We start from the raw sequence: 21,686 nt of genomic DNA, 5'->3' as shown, positions 1-21,686 counted from the left end.
TTCAGAGCAGCCATTCAATGGGCAACACGGATGCAAGCCTCACCAGAACCCGCTTCCAGAATCCTGTAGCGGGTTCTTTTTTCAGTACCTGTTCGCTGCCAGAAAGCCGATCAACCCAGTTGATTCTGCCCCAACGGTCAAGACGTAGTTGCCAGGCCATTTCACGCTGACTTTGCATAAAACGTTTATGAATCAACTCGGCCAGTACTTCACTCTCAATCACAAACCCCATTTCCGTATTGAGCAACGTTGAACGGGGATCAAAATTAAGCGATCCTATAAACACTTTACGACCGTCAATACTGAAGGTTTTCGCATGCAGGCTGGAGCCTGAATTACCGGTTAATCCCCGGTCGTGTACTGCTGAAACGCGATCGCGGGTTGGTTTGAGCTCGTATAACTCCACGCCGTAGCGCAGGAGTTTTTTTCGCCAACGCGCATAGCCTGCGTGAACAACCGCGACATCATTCGCCGCCAGAGAATTAGTTAAAATTGCGATCTTAACGCCTTTTCTCACCAGTCTCAGGAGCTGCGCCACACCGGCGCGAGTTGGTACAAAGTAGGCGGAAATAATATCAATACGCTCGGTGGGAGATCCCATCACGTCAAACAAACGCTGCGGTAATAGTGAGTGGCGCGGCGCTTTCCCCTCTCCTTTTGCAGGATCATCACTCAACAAGCGCGTTTTCGCCCAAATTAGCGGCAGCGACCTCTGATCGAGACGGGTCATAAACTGGCTGGTTTCCAGCTTATGTAGATAGCGACGCGTGATGTCATCGTTATACCAGGATTCAGGAAGTTCGATTTTTTGCGTAGAAGCTGGTTCAGCCACCTCAAGTACGTTTTGCAATGTTGAAACCGAACGGCAGTGCCAGTAACGGTCAAAGTCGTCTGCAACATCCTGGACAACCGGTCCAATTGCCATAACGTCCAGATCGGAAAACAGTGGTTGTTCGCCTGCGCCAAAATAGGCATCGCCTATATTTCGCCCCCCCACAAGAGTTACGACGCCGTCAGCGGTATAACTTTTGTTGTGCATACGTCGATTCAACCGGGCAAAATCGGTTAAATAGCCCAGGGCACGCAGGATGCGAAAGGAAAAGGGATTAAACAGGCGGACTTCAATATTAGGGTGATTGTCCAGCAAACGCAGCGTGTCATCCAGACCTGGCGTGTTGTTATCATCCAGCAATAAACGCACCCGGACGCCCCGCTTCGCTGCGGCCAGCAAAATGGAAAATAACAATAGCCCGGACATGTCGCTTTCCCAGATGTAATACTGAACATCCAGGGTACGTTCCGCCATTTCCGTCAACCGATAGCGAGCAGCAAACGCATCCAGGCTGTCATCCAACGTCAGAATGCCGCATTCTCCCGGGTGGTTTATGCATAGCGGCGTGATGGCACGCTCAAGTCGCGTCATATCAGTCCGTGCGTTCATCGCCTTGTTGGGTAAGTAATCTCTTGTATAGTCGAGCGTTTTCTTCATCAAAGCACACGAAGTATATTTGATCGGGTAGCGTACGTCGGGTGATAAATTTCAACACCGTTTTCACCGCGATCTCTGCCGCTGCAGCACGTGGGTAACCATAAGCTCCGGTGCTTATAGCAGGAAAAGCAATGGATTGATAACCATTGGCTAAGGCCAGTTGCAATGTATTTAGATAGGCCTCTTCAAGTCGTTCAGCCTCGTGGTGATCACCGCCTTGCCAGACAGGTCCTACGGTGTGAATAACTGCTTTTGCCGGAAGCGCTCCAGCCAACGTGATAACGGCATGCCCGGTCGGGCATTCTCCCTGTTGTTGTATAACCTGTTTGCAGGCCTCCAACAACGCAGGCCCGGCAGCACGATGAATCGCGCCATCGACTCCACCTCCTCCCAGTAACGAGGAGTTGGCCGCATTGACGATCACATCTACCGCGATCGTCGTAATGTCGCCCTGTAACACATGAACACGCGATTGCATAAGTTCCCCCTGACAAAACACTCTCCGTTAAGTGTACAGCAGGGTTTTCCTTGAAATCTCACTTTTTAGCCATAAGCGTGCATACCTACGCCAGAATGATTCATTTATATTCAATATTCAGAATAGCCATGCTTTTCTGTTCATTGAGGTAATGCATTTTCACCGTGGCAATTTGTTGCACACTCTGAGGCGCTGTCGTGACCTGTTGCAGGTCGTAGAGACTATTACTCATCGTGCCATCACGCATACATGACAATTCAATCTGTTGTTGTCGAGTGTTAACGTCGCAAGGTGCTTCAACTATTGCACCACGAAAATGAATAACCCCGCCGGGTAAGATTTGCGTCGCCATTGCGGGGAGGGTGAAAAGAGAAAAAGCCCACAAACCGGTATTTAAAATACGCTTTAATAATGTACACATAAGGGTTCCTCAATGATTAATCATCCTTGAGGGATCGCAATGATCCTTCACCGCTGCTAGTTACGATCAAATAAAACGTTTGTTCGTTTCTATATTCATAGAACAGCACTGCACTCCCAGCCACACCCTTAATGCAAATCCGGCAAAAAATTATGGGTGACTGTTTGAGTCAGGCCATTGTTGCGACAGATGCAGAGACTGCCCGTCAGAAACGGTAACGATAATTTTGACCGAATCCTCCGGTGAAATATTAAAGCTCATTTTTGTTAATTCAATTGGCCGATTAGCAGGGACCGAAAGGCTTGTTTTCTGCTGTGACTGACTTTGTCCGCCCTTTCCTTTACGTACGGCAAGGACTTGCACTTCACATACGCACGGTTGAGCTAATGTCACCTGAGGAATAATGGTGTACATGTCACCTTGCTGAGTTGTATTGAATGTTATTTGATTTGCCAACGCGGCAATGAGTAATAGCGTGTGCATAATATTCTCCCGAAAAAAAACAGGGCTTTCGCCCTGTTTATTATCAGTCAGAAAACTGAATTAGTGCTGGTTAGCTGTAGCATTGTTGCCATAACCAACCTGCTGAATCAGCACATTGGAGTCAGACGCTGTCTGATTAACCACAGCACCGTTACGACCACCGAACTGAGTTACGCTGATATCAGCATTTTTTGCATTCCACTGATTGATATCAGCACTGTTCTGGAAGCCGGTCTGTTTCAGGCTAATGGTACTGTCATCAGCACCTTGGCCGACGGTCGCACCGTTACCATGTCCGTGTTGTGTGATAGTCACGTCTGATTTACGTGCATCACTTTGCAGCGCATTCGCAACGTTACTAGAGCCAAATTGGTAAATACTCATTGAAGAGTCTGGGCCATAGTTGCTACCGCCACCATGATGATTACCGCCCCATTGCGGAACAACACCTGCCAGAGCACTGCCAGAAACTACGATTGCTGCGAATGCTGCCACTTTTAAAAGTTTCATGGTAAACCCCCATCGGATTGATTTAAACGTCGTTTATGGATTAGCGTTGAGTAACGCGAATTGCCATTTGCGACTGTCTCTGCACCACAACTGCTGTTTTTTGTGTACCGTACTGGGTAATATTGGCTTTATTACCAGAGCCTTTCTGGATAATCATCGCCGTATTACCGTAAGAGCTTTGTTTAATACTCGCATCATTAGAGCTACCCGTTTGATCAATATATGCAAAGTTATTTGATCCCGTCTGGTCTGTTTTCGCCCGGTTACCTGAACCTTCTTGCGAAATGACCGACAATAACTTGGTGCCCTCCTGGCGAGTATTTGCACTATTAGCAGTACCAACCTGACCAATAATGGCTGCCTGATTAAATGAAGACTTACTTAATTCATTTACCGCAAAGTTATATTCTGAATTAGCTAAATCATAACTGGTTGCGGATGCAATCCCAGGCACTCCCAGTATTGTAAACATCATAAATAACAACTTGTTTTTCATGTTGTCACCCTGGACCTGGTCGTACATGAAGTTAAATTAATTACCACTCAAATTGTTGTTAACATGACTTACATTTGTTAACGCCACGTTACGATGAAGAGTATGTCCGTGGAAACATTTTAAATAACTCACCCGCGAGTGGTATTTTTATATCCGGATTCACACCAAAGTACTAATTAACAGTGAATAACACCGCTTCAGGTCTGGCTTTTATTTTTATTTTGCTATCAGTAATGAATTTCTATGCAGTCACTGAGAAAATGCATTTTGCACGATATCAGGGCCTCTCAGTACAACGTCGAGATAGACATCGGTACAAGTCGTGACAAAGGTCATTTTTTTCCATCTAAAATTGACCAACGTAAATTGAGACAAGGATTTTAGAATTCATTAGAAATCTAAAACTCAACAACCATTAATTAACTAATTTAAAATCAATGCGTTAGTATAATTTGTATGATTTTTTAAATCTATGCAGCAAAGGTAAAATGTACAACTTTCCTATCAAATCTAAACTCCAATAAAACCATAAAATCACATTTTAATATATAATTTTACAAGTTGTTACATGTTTAACACTTGCTTTAAGATTTGTAATAGCTAGATTGAAATCAGTTGAAGTCCATTTGTTTTAATATTTTCACCCCTTTGGGTCGATATTTTATATCTACACAGCAGTGCAACATCTGTCAGTACTTCTGGTGCCTCTATTTTAGTAGAGACAGCTGTCAGGTGTGCGACTAAAAAGTGGAGTTTCATCATGTTTAATGAAGTCCATAGTATTCATGGTCATACATTATTGTTGATCACAAAACCTTCTTTGCAGGCAACTGCATTATTACAGCATTTAAAACAATCACTGGCACTCACCGGAAAACTACATAATATTCAACGTTCTCTGGATGATATATCCTCCAGCTGCATTGTTTTACTGGATATGATGGAGGCAGATAAAAAACTGATCCATTACTGGCAAGATAATTTGAGTAGAAAAAACAACAATATAAAGACGTTATTGTTGAATACTCCTGATGATTACCCTTATCGGGATATCGAAAACTGGCCGCATATCAATGGTGTTTTTTACGCAACTGAAGACGAGCAGCGTGTCGTAAGCGGCTTGCAGGGTATCTTGCGCGGTGAATGTTACTTCACGCAAAAACTTGCCAGTTATCTGATCACGCACTCTGGAAATTATCGTTATAACAGCACGGAGTCGGCACTGCTGACGCACCGTGAAAAAGAGATCCTTAATAAATTGCGTATCGGCGCCTCAAATATTGAAATCGCTCGCTCACTGTTTATCAGTGAAAATACGGTAAAAACACATCTTTATAATCTTTTCAAAAAGATAGCTGTCAAAAACCGTACGCAGGCGGTCTCATGGGCCAATGATAACCTCAGGCGATAAAGCCATGAAACGGTATTTGACCTGGATTGTGGCAGCAAATTTATTCTTTGCTGCCGGGAGTCTGCACGCAGCGACAACCGTAGAGGTGGAGGTTCCCGGGCTGTTAACTGACCACACTGTCTCTTCAATCGGGCATGATTTTTATCGGGCCTTTAGTGATAAGTGGGAAAGCGAGTACACAGGAAACTTAACCATTAATGAAAGACCCAGTGCGCGTTGGGGAAGTTGGATCACCATAACGGTCAATCAGGACGTTATCTTCCAGACTTTTTTATTTCCGACGAAAAAAGACTTCGACAAAATTGTAGTCTTCGCATTGGCACAAACTGAGGAAGCATTAAATCGCCGGCAAATAGATCAAACACTATTAAGCACTAGCGATTTAGCGCGTGATGAATTCTAAAACATGATTTTGTCCGGAGGCTTTCATGCGTGTTAAACATGCAGTGGTTTTGCTCATGCTAATTTCACCATTAAGTTGGGCCGGAAACATGACGTTCCAGTTTCGCAACCCAAACTTTGGTGGCAACCCGAATAATGGTGCTTTTCTGTTGAACAGCGCCCAGGCCCAGAACTCATATAAAGATCCAAGCTATGACGATTACGGTATTGAAACCCCGTCAGCTCTGGATAACTTTACTCAGGCGATTCAGTCACAAATTCTCGGTGGCCTACTCACCAACATTAATACCGGTAAACCAGGAAGAATGGTGACCAATGATTTTATCATTGATATCGCCAACCGGGACGGACAACTGCAATTGAATGTCACCGACAGGAAATCGGGGAAAACTTCGACAATTGAAGTGTCGGGTTTACAAACACAGTCGACCGACTTCTAAGTTATAGCCACGAAAGGAAATAATCATGCAGCGTTTACTTATCATGGTGGCAGTAATTTTACTCAGCGGATGTTTAACAGCTCCGCCTCAAGAAGCCGCTAAGCCGACATTAATGCCCCGAGCCCAAAGCTATAAAGACTTGACGCATCTGCCTATGCCTACAGGTAAGATCTTTGTGTCGGTATACAACATTCAGGATGAGACTGGCCAATTTAAACCTTACCCGGCAAGTAACTTCTCAACCGCCGTCCCGCAAAGCGCCACGGCTATGCTTGTCACCGCATTGAAAGATTCTCGTTGGTTCATCCCACTGGAACGTCAGGGGTTACAGAACTTGCTTAACGAACGCAAAATCATTCGTGCAGCTCAGGAAAACGGTACGGTTGCGATTAATAACCGGATCCCGCTACAGTCCCTGACCGCGGCAAACGTCATGGTGGAAGGATCAATTATCGGTTATGAAAGCAACGTTAAATCGGGTGGTGTCGGTGCACGTTATTTTGGTATTGGCGCCGATACGCAATACCAGCTCGACCAGATAGCGGTAAACCTGCGCGTAGTTAACGTCAGCACCGGTGAGATCCTGTCGTCAGTGAATACCAGTAAAACCATTCTGTCTTATGAAGTACAGGCTGGGGTGTTCCGCTTTATTGACTACCAGCGTCTGTTGGAAGGTGAAATTGGCTACACCTCTAACGAACCGGTTATGCTTTGTCTGATGTCAGCGATTGAAACGGGCGTTATCTTCCTGATTAATGACGGCATCGATCGCGGATTGTGGGATTTGCAGGATAAGAAACAAGTTGATAATGACATTCTGGTTAAATACCGTCATATGTCGGTACCGCCAGAATCCTGATGGGTCTATACAGCATAAAAAGCGTGAGGAAAACCCTCACGCTTTTTTATTTACTGGTCAGCGTCGACGATATTCTATTTTCACGGCGAGATGCCAGCCACAGACCACTGTTTTTCATCGCATAGCCGAATACCAGACCCAATGCCAATGACGGAACAACCAGTCGCCAGTCCCCCTGCCCTGCAAATGTTGCACATGCGCCAATGAACGTGCCCGGTACAAATGAAAGCAACCATTGCTTTGCCTGGATACACATCAGAAACGCGACAATTCCTGTCATGACATAACCAATAATGTCCATATGCGGAGCAAGCGCACTACCGTTAATAATCACCAACGCCCACACCACACCGCTTAGCAGCGTACACGCCGAGATCCACAGTCCTTTTAACCCACCTTGCGGGCAGGCGAAATAAGCCGTGCAACCCAGAAAGCCAGCCCAACTGAGTAAACCAAGAGAAACGGCCACCCATCCCCAGATCCCGGAGAGAATGCCCGTTGTGATTGCAATTGAGAGAAGAATGTTCATGCCGCGCATCTTAGCAGAAAAACGGCATGGTAATGAGATCGCGCACACAATTTATGCAAGCTTATAAATTGAGTTGCACCTTTAAGTGATGTTCGTCACATTTATTCGTCTGTATCTTCCTGCAATTCGTCCCACATCGCACCAATGGCATCACGCGTCAGCGGTGCTATCGTACGCCAGAAAGGCGTGTTCGCGTGCGCTTCAACTTTACCAAGGAACGTACCGCACCAGGGCAGCAAGTAGTCTACAAACAAGGTTTCAAGCGCCTCACTTTCATCTTCCGCAGACTGGTCTTCAAGCCATGAAGCCGCCAGCAACAGCGTACCAATGTGATCTGCCGGTGTATCAGCAAGCGGCATGCCCCGGGCTGAAAGAAATGCACGAACATCGGATTCTTTCGCCCCTTCTACCCAGGCACTACGATAAGGCGGCACTGCACACTCGTCACCGACAAACAGCGCGTTGTAATCTGCAGCCAACTGGGGCATATCGCAGCTCTTCTGTAAACGGGTGAGCAGTTCGTCCTGTTCCAGCGGCCAGTTGGCGGACAGTTTACCTTCACTAATCAGGGTAAACAGGGGAACCAGTAAAGGGTCCTGCGGTTGGCGGTAAAACAGCGAGCCCAGTACACGACACAGGATAGAAAACTCGTTCATTGATATATTCCAGTTAGTAACAATTACAGTTCAGCAAATTCCGCGATCGGCTCCATGCCTCGCGATTCCAGAAACGCCAATAGACGTTTAGGTGTGACGTTTAAAATTCTGTCTTCAGGGAAATTAACATCATCCAGGATTTTACGGCATTCGCCAAATTCTCCCAGCGTGAAAGCGGTATGTGAATCCGACCCTAACGCCACCCATCCACCAGCATCACGCACAGCCGCAGCAACCGCACGGCAATTATCCTCACTGCCCTTACGCGAATGCAAAAACGAAGAGTTATTGATTTCCAGTGCAACCTGGTACTTTGCCGCCGCCTGCGCAATTGCTTTAATATCAACAGGATATTTGGGATTTCCCGGATGACTTATGATGTGCACATTACCGCTGGCCATCGTAGCTATCATTGCCTGGGTATTGGTGTCTTTATCGTGAGGTGCAAAAACCGGCTCATGGAAGCCCGCAATAATGAGGTCCAGGGAGGTAAACATCGGACCTGAACAGTCAATTTCACCTTCAATATTCTTAATATTGGCTTCTATTCCGCGCAGGATCCCCACGCCATCCACGACACGTGGCCAAATACGCATATTGATAAAGTGCCAGTGGTGAGGCGCATCCGCCATGTCCGGTCCATGATCGGTAATGGCAAATAGCTTGATGCCTTTGCGACGAGCTTCCGCGATGTAATCACTTAAGGTGCTGTAGGCGTGGGTGCTGGCGACGGTATGCATATGCAGGTCAACGGGATACATAACTCTCTCCTGTAGTCATTTTCCGTCAAGGATAGCAGGTATCGCCGCCATTAATACCCTAAAATTCGAGTCGCAGGCAGGTGGCAAGGGAGTGATACCTGAATCACTTACTTACGTAGGTGATTCAGGTGAACAACCGTAGCCAACGCACATGCAGCTTGAAGTATGACGGGTATTTTAGCTGAAACCCGGTACTTGCCGGGTTACCATCAATATCCCCGAACGCGATTGACCTGACCTGTTACGACTTGCCCGCTCTCCAGGTTCATAATCGTGCGGGAGATATAGTCCACCGCTTCTGCCGGACGGGTAACTGCGGCAATATGTGGCGTCATCGCCACACGCGGATGTTTCCATAATGGGCTGTTTTCTGGCAGCGGTTCACGACTATAAACATCCAGCATGGCCCCCTTCACCTTGCCGCTTTCCAGCGATGCCAGAAGATCGTCTTCATTGAGATGAACACCGCGTGCAAGGTTCAGCACGTAGGCGCCATCCTGCAATTGGCTAAGTAAATCAGCGTTAATAATGCCTACGGTTTCTGCCGTATTAGGCAGAAGGTTGATCAGCACGCGAGTTTGACTCAAAAACGCGCCCAGTTCCTCAGTACCGGCGAAGCTTTCCACGCCAGACCAGGATTTACGCGTACGACTCCAGCAGCGCAGTGGGAACCCCCATGCTTGCAGGCTTTCGGCAACTTTTGCGCCCAATACCCCAGCTCCCATGATCCCGACGGTAAACTCCTCGCGAGTATATTCTGGCAACGGCTGCCATTTCGCCTGATTTTTCAATGCCTGATAATCATCAAAGCGACGAAACCAGTGCAGCACCTGACTGACAGCATATTCCTGCATTTGCAGGCCCATACCCGTATCTTCCAGACGGAAAAGCGGGATCGACGCATCCAACATTTCCGGATGAGCATTGAGTTTACTGAGAATAGAATCGACGCCCGCGCCCAGCGCAAATACGGCTTTTAATTTTCGTCCTGCGAGCATTTCAACCGGCGGATGCCAGACCAGCGCATAGTCAGCATGTGCATTATCACCCGCTTTCCACTCACGTACGTTCGCACCAGGTATTGCCTTTGCCAACGCATTAATCCACCAGGTCGTATCGAATGTTGGGTGATAGAAAATTATATCCATATTGTCTCCTGAACATTGTTGTGCGGAACTTTCTCGCACTTATTATCATCATTTTTCGAGGGAACATCAGAGTAGCAAATTTTAGGATGCTGGCAAAAAAAACAATTCCCGCTTATTTATTCTCCATGTTGCTTGAAGTTTGTGTAAATGCACATTTTTTTCAAAAAGTTGATTGACGGCGGGGCGGTGTTTCCCCTACATTAGCGCCCGTTCCGGTAGCACAGGAACAACAATATGGTGAGGTGTCCGAGTGGCTGAAGGAGCACGCCTGGAAAGTGTGTATACGGCAACGTATCGGGGGTTCGAATCCCCCCCTCACCGCCATATTTTAAGAAGAGCTCGTACGCAAGTACGGGCTTTTTTTTCACATATTGCACATCTGCGGGGGGATGAGAAACCCCGACCGGGGTTCGACTGCTGGCGCAGCCAGCTGGACAGACCGCGAACGGAGTGAGTGGGCTGCCCGAAGGGCGAGCGAAGCGAGTCAATCCCCCCCTCACCGCCATATTTTAAGAAGAGCTCGTACGAAAGTACGGGCTTTTTTTTCGCATGTTGCACATCTACGGGGGGATGAGAAGCCCCGACCGGGGTTCGACTACTGGCGCAGCCAGTTGGACAGACCGGGAGCGCAGCGAACGGGCTGCCCCGCAGGGGCGAGCAAAGCGAGTCAATCCCCCCCTCACCGCCATATTTTAAGAAGAGCTCGTACGCAAGTACGGGCTTTTTTTTCGCATGTTGCACATCTACGGGGGGATGAGAAGCCCCGACCGGTCATGTGTTAACGTCAAACAACAAAGCCCGGTTTCCCGGGCCTTGAAGACAGAGTACTTATCAGTTGTAAGCGTTGAGCGTCCGCTGACAGAGCGCAGAGCGGACGCAATCGTCTTTATTGAAACGAACAATCCCAACCATCTCATCTTCTTCGAAACGGGCCAGCGCATCGCTAAGCCCTGAGCGAACGTGGGCTGGTAGATCGCACTGGGTAACATCCCCATTCACAATCACCGTCACATTCTCCCCGAGGCGGGTCAAAAACATCTTCATTTGCGCAGCAGTGACGTTCTGAGCCTCGTCAAGAATGACCACTGCATTTTCAAATGTACGTCCACGCATATAGGCGAACGGCGCGATTTCCACCTTACCAATCTCAGGTCGCAGGCAATATTGCATGAAGGAGGCTCCCAGCCGTTTGACAAGCACGTCATACACGGGGCGAAAATAGGGAGCAAACTTCTCGGAAACATCTCCAGGTAAGAAGCCGAGGTCTTCATCAGCTTGCAGAACTGGACGGGTTACAATGATCCTGTCCACATCTTTATGGATCAGGGCCTCTGCTGCTTTTGCCGCGCTGATCCAGGTTTTACCACACCCGGCTTCACCGGTGGCGAAGATCAGCTGTTTACTCTCGATAGCATTCAGGTAGTGCGCCTGAGCTTCATTCCGCGCCGTGATTGGCGAGGCGTCGCGACTGTCACGCGCCATACCAATCGCTTCTACGCCGCCCATCTGCACAAGCGAGGTGACCGATTCATCTTCACGTTGCTTATGGCTACGCGAATCCCGCCTCAGCACACGTTTTGCTTCACGACGAGCTTTGATCACTGCTTTTTGTCTTCCCATGGATAGCACCTTGAGTTGTAGGTATACATCACACGCGCCGTTGGCGGCACGATTATGCGCACGAACATCTGAGGGTTGGCTTCCTTGTAAGCCATTGCTTGCTTTCGGATAAGACGCCACGCACAGCTACGCGCACCGTACAGGGCGTCAGTTGCGAAGATAAGAAGTGAATGAGAGAGAGATTTAGCGGTGACGAGGAGGCTACCGGAAGAGAAACGTCCGCGTAAGGTACTGCTGTTACTGTGAAAAACGTGTCCAATACAGGACTTTTCCATTCGCGATCTCCATAGTGAATGACAATCACCGCCGGGAACTACCGCTATTACTTATAAGTACATCATAACCTTTCGCTAATGCAACAATATTTTTACTTGCTGTTAACTTAAATTCTATCTTATCACCAGAGACAGTCTCTTGCAGAAAGATGACAGAATTATTTCAGTCGCATACCGATCATAAAAAATAGTTTGTTCCTTCATCAAGATGTCAGGAAAAACCCCGCTGTACTGCGGGGCATAATCATCAGGCTTCAAGCAGAGACTGTCCCAGATAATTATCTGCAGTTTTAACACCCGGCAAAGCAAAGAAATATCCCCCACCAATCGGTTTGACATATTCTTCCAGCGCTTCACCGTTCAGACGTTTCTGCACTGTCAAAAAACCTTTTTCCAGATCGTGTTGATAGCAGACAAACAACAGCCCCATATCCAGTTGACCGGAATTAGTCACACCGAGCGAATAACTGTAGCCACGACGCATCATCAGGCTGGAGTCGGTCTCTTTCGTACGCGGATTTGCGAGACGGATATGGCTGTCGAGCGCAATCACCTCGCCTTCAGGATCGCTGGCATAGTCAGGCACATCATGCTCATGCTGCATACCCAGCGGTGCGCCGGTGTGTTTATCGCGACCAAAAATCGTTTGCTGCTCTTTCAGCGGCGTACGATCCCAGAACTCAACGCGAAACTGAATGAGCCTGACGGCCTGATAGCTTCCGCCTTGCGCCCAGGCAGGCTCGCCCTGCCCGTCCGTAACCCACACCACGTCTTGCATCAACTTCGCATCCGTAGCGTCCGGATTCGCGGTGCCGTCTTTAAAGCCAAGCAAATTGACCGGGGTCTCTTTGCCTTTACTACGTGCGGCGTGGTCGGAAATAAAACCTTCACGTTTCCAGCGCACGCTAAGGAGATCGGGCGTATGTTTAATGATATCGCGCAACGCGTGGATGACGGTGTCCTGGGTGTTGGCACAAATCTGCAGCAACACATCGCCATGACATAGCGCCGCATCCAGTGAATCATTCGGGAAGCGGGTCATTTTTTGCAGCTTTTTCGGCATCTGGGATTTCAGGCCATAGCGTTCATCAAACAGCGAGGAGCCGACTGACAACGTCATCGTCAGGTTGTCTGGCGCAATGTATGCGCCGAGGATACCTGAATCCATAGGGGGGAGACGCGGATTCGGCGTATCCGGCGCCGGTCCACCGGTGGTCAGAAACGCAAATCGGCTGGTCAGCAACCGGAATAAACGCTCAAGATCGGCCTTATCGCTGGCGAGAACATCGAACGCCACCAGCATCATTGATGCCTGCTGCGGCGTCAGGATCCCCGCCTGATGCTGACCATAAAACGGCTGCGCTTCACTACGTGCATCCGGAGACAACGTGCCCGGCGCGCTTTGTGGATTTTGCGCGTGGGCAACCGGACACCCACCCGCCAGCGCCAGCGCCCCACCCAGGGCGCCCATCCCTTTCAGTAAACGTCGGCGTGACGGTTCGCTCACGCCGTTTTCATTATCTTGCTGCATAGTGCTTAATCCAGACCCAGAACACCGCGTAATTGCGACAAATCTTCCGCCAGCGTCGTGATTGGCCCTTTCAGTGCATTACGATCGGCATCAGTCAGTTTGTCATAGGTTTCAAAGCCGTCTTTGGTACGGTACTTGCTCAGAATGGTATCGACCTTTTTGAAGTTCGCATCCACCTTCGCAAGCAGTTCAGCATTGGCTTTTTGCAACTGAGGACGCAGGAGATCGACAATTTTCTGCGCACCATCGACGTTGGCCTGGAAATCCCACAGATCGGTATGGCTATAGCGATCTTCTTCCCCACTGATTTTGCTGGCAGCAACTTCTTCAATCAGTCCTGCTGCCCCGCCAACAACTTTAGACGGTGGGAAAGCCAGCTCGCTAATACGCGTTTGCAGGTCAAGAACATCGCTGTTTAATTGGTCGGCGTACTTATCCATACCTTTGGTGGTATTGTCGCCAAACAGCGCTTTCTCCAGGCGGTGGAAGCCGGTGAATTTAGGATCGGCGGCTTTTTGTTCGTAATCATCTTCCCGCGCATCGATGCTGCCGTCGAGATCGGAGAACAGTTCAGCAATCGGTTCAATACGCTCATAATGCTGACGGGTTGGCGCATACAGCGATTTCGCTTTTTCCAGATCGCCTGCTTTAATCGCATCGGTAAAGGCTTTAGTGCCCGCAACCAACTGCGCGGTTTCGGCTGTCACATAGGCTTTGTATTCGGTAATCGCGCCGCTCAGACTCAGCAGAGCATCGCTTTGCGCGGCATCCGCCGTTGCGCTACCTTTTACGATCAGTTTGCCTTTCGGGTTAGTCAACAGACCGCAGGTCATATCATATTCGCCAGGCTGGAGGTTAGCGGTCATTTTCTGGCTAAAGCCTGGTGCAATGTTTTCGCGCTCTTCAACCACCATAACGCCTTTGAGGATCTCCCACTCCAGCGCTTTCTGGCTATGGTTCTGGATGATGAACTGCGTTTTCCCGGCATTAACCGTGATAGTCATCGGTTCACATTGTTTGTCGTTAACCGTGACTTTCACCTGCGGAATATCGGCAGCTTGTGCATTAAAAGCGGAGGCAAACAGCGCGGCGATACCTAGCTGCAGCACACTACGGCGAAAATTAAACGTCATAACCTATCCCTATAAATAAGTATGTTGTAACTAAAAAGTATTCTGCATCGCGTTTTTATCAAGGTGCGGTACGCGATGCCGTAGTGCCTGAACGCGGCGGTAACGCAAACATAACCAACGCCGGAATCAGGTAGATAAACCAGACAGCGACTTCACTAACGCTTGGCGCTTCCTGATAGCCAAAAATGCCCTCCATCAATGTGCCAAACAGTGAATGCGTCGACAGCACGCTGCTCAGGTCAAACGCCACATCCTGAAAATGATTCCACAACCCGGCTTCGTGGAAAGCGCGGATTGCCCCAGCAGCAAGACCGGCAGCCACCAGCAAAATAAACAGGCTGGTCCATTTAAAGAATGCCCCGAGGTTGAGGCGAATGCCGCCGAGGTAAATCAGGTAACCCAGTACCACCGCGGTAGCCAGTCCCAGCATCGCGCCTAACGGCGGCCAGATACCTACATCCTGCTGGAATGCTGCCAGCAGGAAGAACACCGACTCCAGCCCTTCACGGGCAACAGCAAAAAAGACCATCATCACCAGCGCCCAGCCGTGATGGTTGCCGCGTTGCAACGCGTTATCGACAGCCTGTTCAAGCTGGACTTTGACGTTGCGCGAAACTTTACGCATCCAGAACACCATCCAGGTGAGGATCACCACGGCAATGACCGCCACGATGCCTTCAAACAGCTCCTGTTCCTTTTGCGGAAATTCACCGGTGGTTTCGTTGATGAAAATCCCTAACGCCAGGCATAACGCCGCCGCCAGCAGAACACCAATCCACATCACACCAATCCATCGACCACGCTGAGTCCGTTTCAGGTAGCTGGCAATCAGGCTGACAATCAGCGCGGCCTCTAACCCTTCGCGCAACATAATTAGAAATGGAACAAACATGCGAAGAACCCTTAAACGTTATTCTCGGTCAATTGATGAAAAGAAAAGTAAATTACAGTGATAGTGATTATCATTACAGAAAAGAAAAACTCAAGCAGAATGTTTTGAGAATGATGAATGAATGTAAAAGGCTAAGCGGGTAATGGTTAAAGCAGGTTTACAACGGAAGCAATAAAAAAGCCCGCACGCGGCGGGCTTGAAGACAGAGGCAGATTATTCTGCCTGTAAACGCGATGGCGGAGCTGAGTGATAATGCGCATCAGCCTCGGCAAAACGTTGCTGCATAGCAGTTGAAGGCGCTTTACCCAACAGGCTGAAGACCACAATACCGATACTGCCGAAAACAAAGCCCGGGATGATTTCATACAGACCCAACCAGGCAAACTGCTTCCAGACGATTACCGTCACCGCACCAATGATCATCCCTGCCAGCGCACCGTTGCGGGTCATACGCGACCACATTACGGAGAACAGGACTACCGGACCAAACGCAGCGCCGAAGCCCGCCCAGGCGTAGCTTACCAGACCAAGTACACGGTTCTCCGGGTTCGCCGCCAGCGCGATAGACACCAGCGCCACGACCAACACCATGATGCGGCCAATCCACACCAACTCTTTCTGGCTGGCATTTTTACGCAGGAACGCTTTGTACAAATCTTCGGTGATTGCGCTGGAGCACACCAGCAGCTGGCAGCTCAGGGTCGACATAACCGCAGCGAGGATCGCAGACAGCAGAATACCGGCAATCCACGGGTTGAACAGGATTTGCGCCAGTTCAATAAACACACGCTCGGCGTTCTGGTTAACGGCACCGGCAAGCTGTGGGTTGTTGTTAAAGTAAGCAATACCAAAGAAGCCCACGGCCACAGCACCTGCCAGACACAGAATCATCCAGGCCATGCTAATGCGGCGAGCATGAACGATGCTATGGTGGGAGTCTGCAGCCATAAAGCGCGCCAGAATATGCGGCTGACCAAAGTAGCCCAGACCCCAGCCCATCAGGGAAATGATGGCAACAAAATTCAGCCCTTTGAACATGTCCACGTTCTCAATGCTCTTTTGTTTAATCACTTCCAGCGAATCGTCGAATCCACCCACGCCAATGACTACCATCACTGGCGTCAGGATCAAAGCAAAGATCATCAGGCTGGCCTGGACGGTATCGGTCCAGCTAACCGCCAGGAAACCACCAATAAAGGTATAAATGATCGTCGCGGCCGCGCCCGCCCACAGTGCTGTTTCGTAGCTCATGCCAAAGGTGCTTTCAAACAGACGAGCCCCTGCCACAATACCGGAAGCACAATAGATGGTGAAAAACAGCAGAATAACCAGCGCGGAGATAATACGCAGAATTCGGCTTTTATCTTCAAAGCGACCGGTAAAGTAATCCGGTAACGTCAGCGCATTGTTATTGTATTCGGTATGTACGCGTAAACGTCCGGCCACCAGCTTCCAGTTGATCCAGGCGCCCAAAATAAGGCCGATGGCGATCCAGCTTTCTGAAATCCCCGACAGGAAAATCGCGCCAGGCAGACCCATCAGCAACCAGCCGCTCATGTCAGATGCCCCGGCGGATAACGCGGTCACGAATGGACCCAGACTGCGTCCACCCAGAATGTAATCGTCAAAGTTTTTGGTTGAACGCCATGCAATAAACCCTATCAATATCATGCCGAAAATATAGACACAGAATGTCACTAACATCGGTGTGCTAATAGCCATCAAAACTCTCCAAAATTATGTATCAGCAATGCCGTGGCTTGCCGTTTTATTACCCTGCCGGAACGTGGCAAAGATATCTATGTTGACCAGGGCGACCGTATCCTGCCGGAAGCGATGGTTATTCACAATCGATTTAACACACCATTTACATCAAATTTGATCCAGAGTAGATAGCATTTTTCTGTAGGTTGCACTCTCTCACATTTTTTTCGGTTGCACCTTTTAAAAGTGTTAACTACCGCAGAGAAAAAGATTCTGTAATTTATACAGCCCACATCATAAGACTCATATTTATTAACATCTCATTCATTTCCAAGCTTGCAAACCAAGTCACATTTAACACGGTTGCACAAAGTTGCAACATAGTGGATATTTCTCGGTAACTATCAGACCCGTATTTCAGTACAACAGGAGTAAACGGCATGGGAACCACCACGATGGGGGTTAAACTGGATGACGCCACTCGCGAGCGTATTAAAACAGCAGCATCACGAATCGATCGCACGCCACATTGGCTGATCAAGCAAGCCATCTTTAATTATCTCGAAAGACTGGAAAATGACGACGCGCTTCCTGAACTGCCGGCCCTGCTGGCGGGTGCCGCGAATGAGGGTGAGGAGTCAACCACGCCGCAGAATGAAGCGCATCAGCCTTTCCTGGAATTTGCCGAACAGATCCTGCCGCAGTCAGTTTCCCGCGCAGCAATCACCGCCGCGTACCGCCGAGCCGAAACCGATGCTGTGCCGATGCTGATGGAACAGGCTCGTCTGCCGCAACCCATTGCGGAGCAAGCGCACAAGCTGGCGTACGATCTGGCTGACAAACTGCGTAACCAAAAGACCGCCAGCGGCCGCGCCGGGATGGTACAGGGTTTATTGCAGGAATTCTCACTTTCTTCGCAGGAAGGGGTCGCGCTGATGTGCCTGGCCGAAGCCCTGCTGCGTATTCCAGATAAGGCAACCCGCGATGCGTTAATCCGCGACAAAATCAGCAACGGCAACTGGCAGTCGCACATTGGACGTAGCCCGTCCCTGTTCGTCAACGCGGCGACCTGGGGGCTGTTGTTTACCGGTCGTCTGGTTTCTACGCATAATGAAGCCAGCCTCTCACGCTCACTCAACCGTATTATCGGTAAAAGCGGTGAACCACTGGTGCGTAAAGGCGTCGACATGGCAATGCGCCTGATGGGCGAGCAGTTCGTCACCGGAGAGACTATCGCCGAAGCGCTGGCTAACGCCCGTAAACTGGAAGAAAAAGGTTTCCGCTACTCTTACGACATGCTGGGTGAAGCGGCTCTGACTGCCGCCGATGCCCAGGCTTATATGGTTTCGTACCAACAGGCAATCCACGCCATTGGTAAAGCCTCAAATGGTCGCGGCATCTATGAAGGGCCGGGCATTTCTATCAAGCTGTCAGCGCTGCATCCGCGTTATAGCCGCGCGCAGTATGACCGCGTGATGGATGAACTCTATCCGCGTCTGAAGTCGCTTACTCTGCTGGCCCGCCAGTACGACATCGGTATCAATATCGATGCTGAAGAGGCCGACCGACTGGAGATCTCCCTCGATCTGCTGGAAAAACTGTGCTTTGAACCTGAACTTGCGGGCTGGAACGGTATCGGCTTTGTTATTCAGGCCTACCAGAAGCGCTGCCCATATGTTATCGACTACCTGATTGACCTCGCCACGCGCAGCCGCCGTCGCCTGATGATCCGTCTGGTTAAGGGCGCCTACTGGGATAGCGAAATCAAACGTGCGCAAATGGACGGTCTGGAAGGTTATCCGGTCTATACCCGTAAGGTCTACACCGACGTTTCCTATCTGGCCTGTGCGAAAAAACTGCTTGCGGTGCCGAATCTGATCTACCCGCAGTTCGCCACCCACAACGCCCATACGCTGGCGGCGATTTATCAGTTGGCCGGTCAAAACTACTATCCGGGTCAGTACGAGTTCCAGTGCCTGCACGGTATGGGCGAACCGCTGTATGAGCAGGTCACCGGTAAAGTTGCCGATGGCAAACTGAACCGTCCATGCCGCATTTATGCACCGGTCGGCACACACGAAACGCTGCTGGCATACCTGGTGCGTCGTCTGCTGGAAAACGGCGCCAACACTTCATTCGTCAACCGCATTGCAGACACTACCCTGCCGCTGGATGAACTGGTAGCCGATCCGGTCGAAGCCGTTGAAAAACTGGCGCAGCAGGAAGGCCAGGCTGGTCTGCCACATCCGAAGATTGCCCTGCCGCGTGACCTGTACGGTAAAGGCCGCGAAAACTCAGGCGGGCTGGATTTAGCGAACGAACATCGTCTGGCCTCACTGTCCTCCGCCCTGCTCAACAGCGCGCTGCAAAAATGGCACGCTAAACCGATGCTCGAACATCCGGTTGCTGACGGTGAAATGACCCCAGTCGTCAACCCAGCCGAACCGAAAGACATTGTCGGTTATGTGCGTGAAGCGACTCACAGCGAAGTGGAACAGGCATTGCAGAACGCGGTAAATAACGCGCCGATCTGGTTCGCCACACCGCCACAAGAGCGCGCCGCTATTTTGCATCGCGCCGCCGTTCTGATGGAAGGCCAGATGCAGCAGTTAATTGGCATTCTGGTGCGCGAAGCGGGCAAAACCTTCAGCAACGCGATTGCGGAAGTGCGCGAAGCGGTAGACTTCCTGCACTATTATGCCGGTCAGGTCCGCGATGACTTCGATAATGAAACCCATCGTCCGTTAGGGCCGGTGGTCTGTATCAGCCCCTGGAACTTCCCGCTGGCCATTTTCACCGGGCAGATTGCCGCTGCGCTGGCGGCGGGCAACAGCGTGTTGGCAAAACCCGCGGAACAAACTCCGCTGATTGCCGCCCAGGGTATTGCCATTTTACTCGAAGCAGGTGTGCCGCCAGGCGTGGTGCAACTGTTGCCCGGCCAGGGCGAAACGGTCGGGGCACAGCTCACTTCCGATGAGCGCGTACGCGGCGTCATGTTTACTGGCTCAACGGAAGTCGCCACGCTGTTGCAACGTAATATCGCGACCCGCCTGGATGCTCAGGGGCGTCCAATCCCGCTTATCGCCGAAACCGGCGGGATGAACGCCATGATCGTCGACTCTTCTGCGTTAACGGAACAGGTCGTGGTCGACGTTCTGGCTTCTGCCTTTGACAGCGCCGGACAGCGCTGCTCCGCGCTTCGCGTCCTGTGTCTGCAGGACGATGTCGCCGACCATACGCTGAAAATGCTGCGTGGCGCAATGGCGGAATGCCGCATGGGTAATCCGGGCCGCCTGACCACCGATATTGGACCAGTAATCGATGAAGAAGCCAAAGCCAATATTGAGCGCCATATTCAGGCCATGCGCGCCAAAGGGCGTCCGGTGTTCCAGGCCGCGCGCGAAAACAGCGACGATGCGCGTGAATGGCAAAGCGGTACCTTTATCGCGCCGACGCTTATCGAGCTGGAAAGCTTCGACGAATTGCAAAAAGAGGTGTTCGGTCCGGTACTGCACGTTGTGCGTTACACCCGCAACAATCTGGGCAGTCTGATTGAGCAAATTAATGCCTCCGGCTACGGCCTGACGCTGGGCGTGCACACCCGTATCGATGAAACCATCGCCCAGGTCACGGGTTCGGCACATGTGGGTAACCTGTACGTTAACCGCAATATGGTCGGCGCCGTCGTCGGAGTGCAGCCATTCGGTGGCGAAGGCTTGTCAGGAACCGGGCCAAAAGCGGGTGGACCGCTGTATCTGTACCGCCTGCTGGCAAACCGTCCGGAAAATGCGTTAGGCATTACGCTTGCCCGTCAGGATGCCGAATACCCTGTCGATGCACAGCTTAAAACGGCGCTCGTTCAGCCGCTGGAAGCGCTTAGCGAATGGGCAACCGATCGTCCAGCACTGCGTGCGCTCTGCCAGCAGTTTGGCGAACTGGCGCAGGCCGGAACGCAACGCCTGCTGCCAGGCCCCACCGGCGAGCGCAATACCTGGACGCTGTTGCCGCGCGAACGCGTGCTGTGTATCGCCGATGATGAACAGGATGCGCTGGTACAGGTTGCCGCTGTAACTTCCGTTGGTAGCTTAATCCTGTGGCCAGATGATACATTCCATCGCGACCTGGCAAAACGCCTGCCAGCAGTAGTTTCCGGGCGCATCCAGTTTGCCAAAGCGGACAACATCACTACGCAGCCGTTTGATGCGGTTATTTTCCACGGTGATTCCGATCAGCTTCGCGCACTGTGTGAAGCGGTGGCGGCCCGCGAAGGGGCGATTGTGTCGGTCCAGGGCTTTGCCCGCGGCGAAAGCAATATCCTGCTGGAAAGGTTGTATATTGAGCGCTCCCTGAGCGTCAATACCGCCGCTGCTGGGGGGAACGCCAGCCTGATGACAATCGGCTAAGGTTGTGGTTAATTAAGGCTCCGGTAACGGGGCCTTTTTTTATGA

The 21,686-nt window shown here is 50.4% G+C and carries 21 protein-coding genes, 1 tRNA gene and 1 other RNA gene; 7 read left to right on the top strand and 16 right to left on the bottom strand.

Going from position 1 to position 21,686, the window contains the following annotated elements:
* Position 1: 1 nt before the first annotated feature.
* The 6 genes from OGY68_RS09510 to csgB all read right to left on the bottom strand — a co-directional run bounded on the left by OGY68_RS09510 (position 2) and on the right by csgB (position 3,877).
* The gene (locus tag OGY68_RS09510) at positions 2-1,492 is read right to left on the bottom strand and encodes a phospholipase D family protein (protein WP_502873528.1); all 1,491 of its coding nucleotides are present in this window, start codon (positions 1,490-1,492) and stop codon (positions 2-4) included.
* Entirely contained in the window at positions 1,425-1,967 is a 543-nt protein-coding gene (gene ymdB, locus OGY68_RS09505) for an O-acetyl-ADP-ribose deacetylase (protein WP_003832103.1), read from the bottom strand. The genes OGY68_RS09510 and ymdB overlap by 68 nt, the downstream gene beginning before the upstream one ends.
* A 100-nt stretch (positions 1,968-2,067) precedes the next feature.
* Positions 2,068-2,388 carry a YmdA family protein gene (locus tag OGY68_RS09500; RefSeq protein WP_057069114.1) on the bottom strand — a complete coding sequence of 107 codons (321 nt, stop codon included), beginning with the start codon at positions 2,386-2,388 and terminating at the stop codon, positions 2,068-2,070.
* A 150-nt stretch (positions 2,389-2,538) separates the two neighbouring features.
* Positions 2,539-2,871: a curli assembly chaperone CsgC gene (gene csgC, locus OGY68_RS09495; RefSeq protein WP_020996502.1), complete on the bottom strand. Its 333-nt coding sequence runs from the start codon at positions 2,869-2,871 to the stop codon at positions 2,539-2,541.
* A gap of 60 nt (positions 2,872-2,931) precedes the next feature.
* Positions 2,932-3,381, bottom strand: coding sequence for a curli major subunit CsgA (csgA, locus tag OGY68_RS09490; RefSeq protein WP_008784338.1), 450 nt, complete (start codon positions 3,379-3,381; stop codon positions 2,932-2,934).
* Between the two features lie 40 nt (positions 3,382-3,421).
* Positions 3,422-3,877 carry a curli minor subunit CsgB gene (csgB, locus tag OGY68_RS09485; RefSeq protein WP_032941802.1) on the bottom strand — a complete coding sequence of 152 codons (456 nt, stop codon included), beginning with the start codon at positions 3,875-3,877 and terminating at the stop codon, positions 3,422-3,424.
* Between the two features lie 760 nt (positions 3,878-4,637).
* On the opposite strand from csgB, the gene csgD reads away from it, so the two are divergent.
* Genes csgD through csgG form a run of 4 tightly spaced genes read left to right on the top strand, consistent with a single transcriptional unit; the run spans position 4,638 to position 6,989 of the window.
* Positions 4,638-5,288 carry a biofilm master transcriptional regulator CsgD gene (csgD, locus tag OGY68_RS09480; protein WP_003832092.1) on the top strand — a complete coding sequence of 217 codons (651 nt, stop codon included), beginning with the start codon at positions 4,638-4,640 and terminating at the stop codon, positions 5,286-5,288.
* 4 nt (positions 5,289-5,292) lie between these two features.
* The gene (gene csgE, locus OGY68_RS09475) at positions 5,293-5,691 is read left to right on the top strand and encodes a curli production assembly/transport protein CsgE (protein WP_008784336.1); all 399 of its coding nucleotides are present in this window, start codon (positions 5,293-5,295) and stop codon (positions 5,689-5,691) included.
* A gap of 25 nt (positions 5,692-5,716) precedes the next feature.
* Positions 5,717-6,130: a curli production assembly/transport protein CsgF gene (csgF, locus tag OGY68_RS09470; RefSeq protein ID WP_003832089.1), complete on the top strand. Its 414-nt coding sequence runs from the start codon at positions 5,717-5,719 to the stop codon at positions 6,128-6,130.
* Positions 6,131-6,155: 25 nt separating this feature from the next.
* The gene (csgG, locus tag OGY68_RS09465) at positions 6,156-6,989 is read left to right on the top strand and encodes a curli production assembly/transport protein CsgG (RefSeq protein ID WP_008784335.1); all 834 of its coding nucleotides are present in this window, start codon (positions 6,156-6,158) and stop codon (positions 6,987-6,989) included.
* A gap of 46 nt (positions 6,990-7,035) precedes the next feature.
* On the opposite strand, the gene OGY68_RS09460 is transcribed toward csgG, so the two are convergent.
* The 4 genes from OGY68_RS09460 to ghrA form a co-directional block, all read right to left on the bottom strand.
* A complete protein-coding gene (locus OGY68_RS09460; RefSeq protein ID WP_032934412.1) occupies positions 7,036-7,518 on the bottom strand; it encodes a DUF1097 domain-containing protein in 483 nt (160 codons plus the stop codon).
* A 101-nt stretch (positions 7,519-7,619) separates the two neighbouring features.
* Positions 7,620-8,174, bottom strand: a complete 555-nt coding sequence (locus tag OGY68_RS09455; RefSeq protein WP_003832084.1) for a TorD/DmsD family molecular chaperone — start codon at positions 8,172-8,174, stop codon at positions 7,620-7,622.
* A 23-nt stretch (positions 8,175-8,197) separates the two neighbouring features.
* Positions 8,198-8,935 carry a phosphatase gene (locus OGY68_RS09450; RefSeq protein ID WP_008784332.1) on the bottom strand — a complete coding sequence of 246 codons (738 nt, stop codon included), beginning with the start codon at positions 8,933-8,935 and terminating at the stop codon, positions 8,198-8,200.
* 209 nt (positions 8,936-9,144) lie between these two features.
* A complete protein-coding gene (gene ghrA, locus OGY68_RS09445) occupies positions 9,145-10,083 on the bottom strand; it encodes a glyoxylate/hydroxypyruvate reductase GhrA (RefSeq protein ID WP_057067489.1) in 939 nt (312 codons plus the stop codon).
* 236 nt (positions 10,084-10,319) lie between these two features.
* Between ghrA and OGY68_RS09440 the strand changes: the two genes are divergently transcribed.
* Positions 10,320-10,407: transfer RNA gene (locus OGY68_RS09440), tRNA-Ser, on the top strand.
* A gap of 44 nt (positions 10,408-10,451) precedes the next feature.
* Positions 10,452-10,588: non-coding RNA, RtT sRNA (locus OGY68_RS09435), on the top strand.
* 326 nt (positions 10,589-10,914) lie between these two features.
* Here the strand turns inward: OGY68_RS09435 and phoH are convergent.
* The 6 genes from phoH to putP all read right to left on the bottom strand — a co-directional run bounded on the left by phoH (position 10,915) and on the right by putP (position 17,256).
* Complete coding sequence (gene phoH, locus OGY68_RS09430; protein ID WP_003832078.1) at positions 10,915-11,703, bottom strand: phosphate starvation-inducible protein PhoH; 789 nt, start codon at positions 11,701-11,703, stop codon at positions 10,915-10,917.
* On the bottom strand, positions 11,682-11,978 hold the full coding sequence (locus tag OGY68_RS09425) for a hypothetical protein (RefSeq protein ID WP_172111178.1): 297 nt from the start codon (positions 11,976-11,978) through the stop codon (positions 11,682-11,684). The genes phoH and OGY68_RS09425 overlap by 22 nt, the downstream gene beginning before the upstream one ends.
* A gap of 247 nt (positions 11,979-12,225) precedes the next feature.
* Positions 12,226-13,509 (bottom strand): iron uptake transporter deferrochelatase/peroxidase subunit, encoded by a 1,284-nt coding sequence (gene efeB, locus OGY68_RS09420; RefSeq protein ID WP_048235668.1) that lies wholly within the window; start codon positions 13,507-13,509, stop codon positions 12,226-12,228.
* A 5-nt stretch (positions 13,510-13,514) separates the two neighbouring features.
* The gene (gene efeO / locus OGY68_RS09415) at positions 13,515-14,642 is read right to left on the bottom strand and encodes an iron uptake system protein EfeO (RefSeq protein ID WP_057067490.1); all 1,128 of its coding nucleotides are present in this window, start codon (positions 14,640-14,642) and stop codon (positions 13,515-13,517) included.
* A 58-nt stretch (positions 14,643-14,700) separates the two neighbouring features.
* The gene (efeU, locus tag OGY68_RS09410) at positions 14,701-15,534 is read right to left on the bottom strand and encodes an iron uptake transporter permease EfeU (RefSeq protein WP_032942940.1); all 834 of its coding nucleotides are present in this window, start codon (positions 15,532-15,534) and stop codon (positions 14,701-14,703) included.
* 213 nt (positions 15,535-15,747) lie between these two features.
* Complete coding sequence (gene putP, locus OGY68_RS09405) at positions 15,748-17,256, bottom strand: sodium/proline symporter PutP (protein ID WP_032942939.1); 1,509 nt, start codon at positions 17,254-17,256, stop codon at positions 15,748-15,750.
* Between the two features lie 422 nt (positions 17,257-17,678).
* Between putP and putA the strand changes: the two genes are divergently transcribed.
* Positions 17,679-21,641, top strand: a complete 3,963-nt coding sequence (gene putA / locus OGY68_RS09400) for a trifunctional transcriptional regulator/proline dehydrogenase/L-glutamate gamma-semialdehyde dehydrogenase (protein ID WP_057067492.1) — start codon at positions 17,679-17,681, stop codon at positions 21,639-21,641.
* The last annotated feature ends 45 nt before the right edge of the window (positions 21,642-21,686 follow it).

Source organism: Citrobacter sp. Cpo065, from assembly GCF_030332805.1.
Taxonomy (GTDB): Bacteria; Pseudomonadota; Gammaproteobacteria; order Enterobacterales; family Enterobacteriaceae; genus Citrobacter; species Citrobacter portucalensis.
This window is presented reverse-complemented; position numbering and strand designations above follow the sequence as displayed.

Excerpts from the sequence above, each read along its gene's own strand:
- putP (WP_032942939.1), bottom strand. The coding sequence starts at position 17,256 with ATGGCTATTAGCACACCGATGTTAGTGACATTCTGTGTCTATATTTTC.
- efeU (WP_032942940.1), bottom strand. The coding sequence starts at position 15,534 with ATGTTTGTTCCATTTCTAATTATGTTGCGCGAAGGGTTAGAGGCCGCG.
- ymdB (WP_003832103.1), bottom strand. The coding sequence starts at position 1,967 with ATGCAATCGCGTGTTCATGTGTTACAGGGCGACATTACGACGATCGCG.
- csgG (WP_008784335.1), top strand. The coding sequence starts at position 6,156 with ATGCAGCGTTTACTTATCATGGTGGCAGTAATTTTACTCAGCGGATGT.
- efeB (WP_048235668.1), bottom strand. The coding sequence starts at position 13,509 with ATGCAGCAAGATAATGAAAACGGCGTGAGCGAACCGTCACGCCGACGT.
- csgA (WP_008784338.1), bottom strand. The coding sequence starts at position 3,381 with ATGAAACTTTTAAAAGTGGCAGCATTCGCAGCAATCGTAGTTTCTGGC.
- csgE (WP_008784336.1), top strand. The coding sequence starts at position 5,293 with ATGAAACGGTATTTGACCTGGATTGTGGCAGCAAATTTATTCTTTGCT.
- OGY68_RS09425 (WP_172111178.1), bottom strand. The coding sequence starts at position 11,978 with ATGGAAAAGTCCTGTATTGGACACGTTTTTCACAGTAACAGCAGTACC.
- csgB (WP_032941802.1), bottom strand. The coding sequence starts at position 3,877 with ATGAAAAACAAGTTGTTATTTATGATGTTTACAATACTGGGAGTGCCT.
- OGY68_RS09450 (WP_008784332.1), bottom strand. The coding sequence starts at position 8,935 with ATGTATCCCGTTGACCTGCATATGCATACCGTCGCCAGCACCCACGCC.
- csgC (WP_020996502.1), bottom strand. The coding sequence starts at position 2,871 with ATGCACACGCTATTACTCATTGCCGCGTTGGCAAATCAAATAACATTC.
- phoH (WP_003832078.1), bottom strand. The coding sequence starts at position 11,703 with ATGGGAAGACAAAAAGCAGTGATCAAAGCTCGTCGTGAAGCAAAACGT.
- OGY68_RS09500 (WP_057069114.1), bottom strand. The coding sequence starts at position 2,388 with ATGTGTACATTATTAAAGCGTATTTTAAATACCGGTTTGTGGGCTTTT.
- OGY68_RS09455 (WP_003832084.1), bottom strand. The coding sequence starts at position 8,174 with ATGAACGAGTTTTCTATCCTGTGTCGTGTACTGGGCTCGCTGTTTTAC.
- efeO (WP_057067490.1), bottom strand. The coding sequence starts at position 14,642 with ATGACGTTTAATTTTCGCCGTAGTGTGCTGCAGCTAGGTATCGCCGCG.
- OGY68_RS09460 (WP_032934412.1), bottom strand. The coding sequence starts at position 7,518 with ATGAACATTCTTCTCTCAATTGCAATCACAACGGGCATTCTCTCCGGG.
- putA (WP_057067492.1), top strand. The coding sequence starts at position 17,679 with ATGGGAACCACCACGATGGGGGTTAAACTGGATGACGCCACTCGCGAG.
- csgD (WP_003832092.1), top strand. The coding sequence starts at position 4,638 with ATGTTTAATGAAGTCCATAGTATTCATGGTCATACATTATTGTTGATC.
- csgF (WP_003832089.1), top strand. The coding sequence starts at position 5,717 with ATGCGTGTTAAACATGCAGTGGTTTTGCTCATGCTAATTTCACCATTA.
- ghrA (WP_057067489.1), bottom strand. The coding sequence starts at position 10,083 with ATGGATATAATTTTCTATCACCCAACATTCGATACGACCTGGTGGATT.